The following is a 5,953-nucleotide window of genomic DNA, read 5'->3' on the forward strand; positions in this document are numbered from 1 at the left end:
CGCGCCCCGTTCGGCGTGCAGGGTCCGGCCGTCAGACGGCCGCACGACCTCGAACGTCTCGCCATCGCCGGCGACGATCTCGCCGCCGATCAGGCTTCCGGGCGTGAGCACCACCGCGTCGGGGTCGAACACGAAATCGTCGCCGGTGTCGACGGCGACGGTCGGGTGGCGTTGATCATTTGCCATGTGGACGAACCTCTTGCATCATCGGGAGAACAACGCGCCGCCCCGCCGAAGGGCCATCGGCGGCATGACGACGGGAGAGCGAGGGCAGGCATGAAACTGACCCAGCTGCGCGATCTCGCCGCGATCGCCGAGACCGGCGGCCTGCGTCGCGCCGCGCGCCGGCTGGGCCTGTCGCAGCCGGCGTTGAGCCGCAGCATCCGCGAGCTGGAGGACGAGCTCGGCGTCCGGCTGTTCGATCGCTCGATCGGCGGCATGGCACTGACCGAGGCCGGCCGGACGTTCGCGACGCGGGGCGACGCGGCCCGGCGCGAACTGGAGCGCGCGCGCGAGGAAGCGCTGCAACAGGTCGGCGTCGACATCGGCGAGGTATCGATCGGCCTGTCCAGCGCCGCGCACGTCGCGCTGCTGCCGCGCGCGATCGGCCCGTTCCGGCGGCGGTTCCCGCGCGTCAAGCTGCATATCATCGAGAGCCTGTTCCCCGCGCTGGAGGCGGGCATCCGCGACGGCTCGATCGACTTCTATGTCGGGCCGATGGCGACGCGCGCGCCGGGCGGCGCGATCAAGATCGAGCCGTTGTTCGACAATTACCGCGTCGTGATCGGGCGCAAGGGTCATCCGCTCGGCGCCGCCCGATCGCTGGACGAGCTGGTGACGGCGGAGTGGGTGATGACGTCGGCGATCGCCGGCGGCGACATCGACCTGCGCCCCCTGTTCGAGGAACGTGGCCTGCCCGCGCCCGTCGTCGCGGTGCGCACGCAGACGGCGCTGTCGACGATCACCGTGGCGTCGTCCTCCGACCTGCTCACCATCCTGCCGCAGCAATGGCTCGGCTTCGCGCGCGTCACCGGGCTGCTCGCGCCGATCGACCTCGCCGACCGGCTCGCCGCGCCCGGCATCTCCATCGTCAGCAGGGCGACGCTGCCGCTGACGCCGGCGGCGCGGTATCTGAGCGATCTCCTGCATCGCGCGGCGATGAACCAGCCGGACGCGACCGCCGCCCGCGACTGACCGGCGCAGGGGGTCGCGTCCGCCGTCGCTCAATGCCGGAAGACCACGGTCTTTGCGCCGTTGAGCAGCACCCGGTCCTCCAGGTGATAGGCGACGCCGGCGGCGAGCACGCGGCGCTCGATGTCGCGACCCTTGCGCACCAGATCGTCGGGCGTGTCGGCATGGCTGATCGGTTCGACGTCCTGCGCGATGATCGGGCCTTCGTCGAGGTCGCCGGTGACGTAGTGCGCGGTCGCGCCGATCATCTTCACGCCGCGCGCATGCGCCTGGTGATAGGGCTTGGCGCCCTTGAAGCCGGGCAGGAAGCTGTGATGGATGTTGATGCAGCGGCCCGACAGATAGGCCGACATGTCGTCCGACAGGATCTGCATGTAGCGCGCCAGCACCACCAGGTCGGTCCCGGTCTCCTCGACGATCCGCTTCACCGCCGCCTCCTGCTCGGGCTTGGTCGCCGGGGTGACGGGCAGATAGTGGAACGGGATGTCGCCGACCATCGAGTGCAGCGCCGCGCGCGGGTGGTTGGAGACGATGCCGACGACGTCCATCGGCATCTCGCCGATCCGCATTCGATAGAGCAGGTTGCCCAGGCAGTGATCGAATTTGCTGACCATCATCAGCACCCGCTGGCGATGGCCGGGCGCGCGTAGCCGCCAATCCATGCCGCGCTCCGCCGCCAGCGGCGTGAACAGCCGGCGCAGCTCGTCAACCGGCGGCGGGCTCTCGCCCATCTCGAACAGCACGCGCATGAAGAAACGGTTGTTGCTGCGATCGTCGAACTGCTGCGCGTCGACGATGTTGCCACCGCGCGCGGCGATGAACCCGGCCACGTCGGCGACCAGGCCGGGACGGTCCTCGCACGACAGGCTGAGGGTGCAGACCTCCTTCATCACGCTTCCTTCATCAGTGACGGCGTCGCGCCGGGTCGGTCGCCGCCAGATAGTCGTTGATCCACGTCATCGTCTTGCCGACGCCGCCGAACGGGTAGAAGTGCAGCCGCACGTCGCCATGCGCCGGCTCGATGCCGTCGGCGAGCGCCTCGATCAGCCGATCGGGGCCGGCGGTGCCGAGCAGCTTGGTGATCGACAGCCCGTATTTGGCCATCACGCTCGCCGACGCGCCGACGCCGCACGTCGCCGCGAAGCGGAGCAGCGTCTTGATCCCCGCCGGCCCCGGCACGCCGATCCGCACCGGCGCGTCGATGCCGCGCGACCGCAACTCGGTCAGCCAGGCGAGGAAGGGCGCGGCGTCGAAGCCGAACTGCGTGACGATCAGCGTCGTCATGCCGCGCGCCCGAATCTCGCCGTCCTTGTCCGCCAGCGCGCGCCAGGCCATCGCCTCGTCCATCACCGCGTGGCGTTCCGGGTGGCCGGCGATACCGATCACGCGGACGCCGTGCCGCTCGAACAGCCCGGTCCGCACCAGCGCCATCGTGTCGGCGAAGGGCCCGGCCGGGACGGGCGGATCGCCGGCGACAAGGAACATGCGCCGCGCGTCGGCATGCGCCGTCGCGCGCGACACCGTCGCCTCCAGCTCGGCCAATGATTCGATACGGCGGGCGGACAGATGCGGCATCGGCTCGAACCCCAGCGCGCGCGCCTGCGTGGCGGCGGCGATCCGCTGATCGAGCGTGTCGGTGGCCAGGAACGTCACCGACACGGCGGTGCCCGGCGCGATCCCCGGCGCCGCATCGCGCAGCGAGGCGACGTCCTTGGGCGTGATCTCGATCGAGTAATCGTCGACTAGCCGCCCCGCGGCATTCACCCTGGCGGCGCGATCCGACTCGCTGGCTACGTCGCTCATCTCGCATCCTTTTTCGCCGAGCCCCGCCGACGGACGGGACAGCCGCCATCGCCCGCCATGGGCGGGCGGATCAGGCCGCCTTGCCGATTCCCTCGGCCTTCATCCGCCGCACCGCCGCGGCATAGGGCGCCGGCGCCACTGTCGCGCGGACGTTCATCTGCCGGTGCCGTTCGACGTGCGGCTTGCGCGAGCCGCCGTCCGGCTCGCCCCAGACCAGCGTCACCTCCGTGCCGACCGCCGCATGCGCGGCGTCGACGATCGCGAGCGACACCATATTGTCCTCGTTGGCGGTGTAGCCGCAGAACCCGGCCATGCCGACCAGCTGGCCATCGGCGTCGCGCACCGCGTCCGCCTGAGGGAAGCCGTACGACGCGACCGGATATTCGATCTTCTTGTACGGGTCGGGTCCGTCCTGCGACGCGTTGATCGCGGCGACGTCCTCCCTGTTCCACACCAGCGTCACCTTGGTCCGGTGCGGCTGATCGACCATCTTCTCCAGTGCCGCGCGGCCGACGAAATCATGGTCGAACTTCATCGGCCGGTTAACGCCGATGTCCCACGGCGTGACGTAGTAATCCTCGACCTTGGGCAGGCGCAGGCTGCCGCTGAGCTGCGCCTTCGCCGCCCAGGACGTGCCGGGCAGCCATTCGCGGAACGCCTTCAGCTTGGGATCGGTGTAAACGGCCGGCAGCGGATAGGCCCACCAGCCGCCCTCGCTGGGCGAGCTGAAATAGGCGAGCCGGCCGGCCGGGGTCAGGCCATATTGCTCGCCCACCTTCATCAGCGCGGCGCGCACCTTGGGCCCGTCGGCATAGGCGCCCGACAGCTCGACGCCCTTGTGCCCCGCCATGCCGTGGCGCAGCGCCATCACGTCGCAGCCGGCGATCTTCACCTTCGCGGTGCGGAAGAACGGGATTTCCGGCGCCGTCCCTTCCACCACCTCGGTGAAGATGTGCTCGGCATTGGGGCCGTCCATGCCGAAGCGGAAATTGGTGCGGCCCTCGGGCCCGCCCGGGTTCTGCGCGGTCTGCAGGTCGCGTCGCACGGTCACGTCATAGCCACCGGTCTGCGCGTTGAACGTCACCCAGTCCTGCAGCTGCATGCCGCTGATCAGCTCGAAACTGTCGTCACCCAGATAATGGAGGACGCTTTCGCCGATCACCTGGCCCTCGTGATTGCAGCAGATATATTGTTTCGCGCGGCCCGGCTGATAGTTGGCGAAGCTGTTGATGCCCAGATAGGTCAGCAGCTTGAGCGCGTCCGGCCCCTGCAGAAACAGTTCGGGCATGTGGTGCGCCTGATCGAACAACACCGCCTTCTCGCGCCAGGCATGCTGCTCGTCGCGCCAGGTGCTGAACTCGGCCGGCACCGGTGAGGCGCTGGGCCGGTTGCGTGCGTGCGGCGAGGAGGCGTTGTTGGCGAAATACTCGACCAGGTCGGGAACCGAGGTGACCAGTTCCTCCAGCGAGCCATATTCCCGGTCGTCACTCATGTTCGGCCTTTCACGTCTTGCGTCGCCTGTCGGGCAAGTCGCGCCGATAGCGGATACCCGCACGGCTAGGGGTGATGGCTTTTCCGCGCGGATGTTGCCAGAAACGTCGGATGAAGCTGACCCAGGTCCGTCACCTCGTCGCCGTGGCCGAGCGGGGCAGCCTGCCGGCAGGCGCCGAGGCGCTCGGCGTGTCGCGCGACGTGGTGGTGCGCAGCATCCGCGCGCTCGAACGCGAGCTGGGCACGGCGCTGTTGAGGCGCAACGGGCCGGCCACCATCCTGACGGCGGTCGGCGAGACGTTCGTCCGGCGCGCGGCGGCCGCCCTGCGAGACCTCGATCGCGCGTGCGCGGAGGTCGGCGCGGAGGTCGGCGCGGAAGTCGGTGGAGCGGGCAGCCTCGTCCGACGCGCGGCTGGCGGCGACCCAGCTCCTTGACCCGATCGTGACGTCGGCCGCCGGTGCCGACCGCTAGCCGGGCGATCGGGATCGGGGTAGGAGCCCGCCGACGATGGAGATGATGACATGGCCAGACTGACCGGACGCAGCGTGATCGTGACGGGCGGTGCGCGCGGGATCGGCGCGGCCTACGCGCTCGCGCTCGCGGGCGAGGGCGCGAAAGTGGCGGTGTGCGACATCCTCGACTGTGCCGCCACCGTCGCCGCGGTCGAGCAGGCGGGCGGCGAGGCGATCGGCCAGGTCTGCGACATCACCGACGCCGACGCGGTCGCCGCGTTCGTGGGCGCGGTGATCGAGCGGTTCGGCGGCGTCGACGGGCTCGTCAACAACGCGGCGCTGTTCGCGACGCTGAGGACCAAGCCGGTCGAGCAGGTGTCGTCCGACGAGTTCGACCAGGTGCTACGCGTCAACGTGCGCGGCACGTTCGAGATGATCAAGGCGGTGCTGCCCGCGATGAAGCGCAAGGGCTATGGCAAGATCGTCAACATCGCCTCGGGCACGCTGTTCAAGGGGACGCCGTTCATGGTGCCCTATGTCGCGTCCAAGGGCGCGCTGCTCGGCATCACCCGCTCGGTTGCGCGCGAGGTGGGCAGCGCCGGCATCTGCGTGAACTGCGTCGCGCCGGGGCTGACGATGAGCGAGGCGATCGGGGACAATCCCGATTATTCGGGCGATCTGGCGGCGATGACGGTGAAGTCGCGCTGCATTCCCCGCGACCAGCAGCCCGAGGACCTCAACGGCATCGTCATCTTCCTGCTATCGGCGGAGAGCGACTTCATGACCGGGCAGACCGTCGTCGTGGATGGCGGCTCGATCATGAACTAGGCCGTCGCGATGACTGGGACATTCGATGCGGCGTCCACCGCCGACGAGGTGCTGGAGGGCGTCGACCTCGGCGGCCGGCGGATGCTGGTGACGGGCGTGTCGTCCGGGCTGGGGCTGGAGACCGCGCGGGCGCTGGCGGCGCGCGGCGGCCGGGTGATCGGTGCCGTCCGCGACCTGGGCAAGGCCC

Annotated in this window: 7 protein-coding genes; 3 read left to right on the forward strand and 4 right to left on the reverse strand. The window is 69.8% G+C overall.

Annotation, left to right across the window (positions count from 1 at the left end; all coding sequences use genetic code 11):
* Window positions 1-186, reverse strand: a 186-nt coding sequence (locus tag HUU95_RS06410) for a hypothetical protein (protein WP_174279356.1), incomplete at its 3' end; no start/stop codon positions are given.
* Window positions 187-276: 90 nt separating this feature from the next.
* Here HUU95_RS06410 and HUU95_RS06415 point away from each other — a divergent pair.
* Window positions 277-1,194, forward strand: coding sequence for a LysR substrate-binding domain-containing protein (locus HUU95_RS06415; RefSeq protein WP_174279357.1), 918 nt, complete (start codon window positions 277-279; stop codon window positions 1,192-1,194).
* A 29-nt stretch (window positions 1,195-1,223) separates the two neighbouring features.
* Here HUU95_RS06415 and purU read toward each other — a convergent pair whose 3' ends face one another.
* The 3 genes from purU to HUU95_RS06430 form a co-directional block, all read right to left on the reverse strand.
* Window positions 1,224-2,081, reverse strand: coding sequence for a formyltetrahydrofolate deformylase (purU, locus tag HUU95_RS06420; RefSeq protein WP_174279358.1), 858 nt, complete (start codon window positions 2,079-2,081; stop codon window positions 1,224-1,226).
* Between the two features lie 13 nt (window positions 2,082-2,094).
* Window positions 2,095-2,994: a methylenetetrahydrofolate reductase gene (locus tag HUU95_RS06425; RefSeq protein WP_174279359.1), complete on the reverse strand. Its 900-nt coding sequence runs from the start codon at window positions 2,992-2,994 to the stop codon at window positions 2,095-2,097.
* Window positions 2,995-3,064: 70 nt separating this feature from the next.
* Window positions 3,065-4,486, reverse strand: a complete 1,422-nt coding sequence (locus tag HUU95_RS06430) for an aminomethyl transferase family protein (protein ID WP_174279360.1) — start codon at window positions 4,484-4,486, stop codon at window positions 3,065-3,067.
* 110 nt (window positions 4,487-4,596) lie between these two features.
* Here HUU95_RS06430 and HUU95_RS06435 point away from each other — a divergent pair, with 110 nt between their 5' ends.
* Together HUU95_RS06435 and HUU95_RS06440 are read left to right on the forward strand one after the other, a co-directional pair.
* Window positions 4,597-4,920: a LysR family transcriptional regulator gene (locus tag HUU95_RS06435; protein WP_174279361.1), complete on the forward strand. Its 324-nt coding sequence runs from the start codon at window positions 4,597-4,599 to the stop codon at window positions 4,918-4,920.
* An 87-nt stretch (window positions 4,921-5,007) separates the two neighbouring features.
* Window positions 5,008-5,766, forward strand: coding sequence for an SDR family NAD(P)-dependent oxidoreductase (locus HUU95_RS06440; protein ID WP_174279362.1), 759 nt, complete (start codon window positions 5,008-5,010; stop codon window positions 5,764-5,766).
* Window positions 5,767-5,953 lie beyond the last annotated feature (187 nt).

The organism is Sphingomonas bacterium (assembly GCF_903643065.1).
Classification (GTDB): Bacteria; Pseudomonadota; Alphaproteobacteria; order Sphingomonadales; family Sphingomonadaceae; genus Sphingomonas.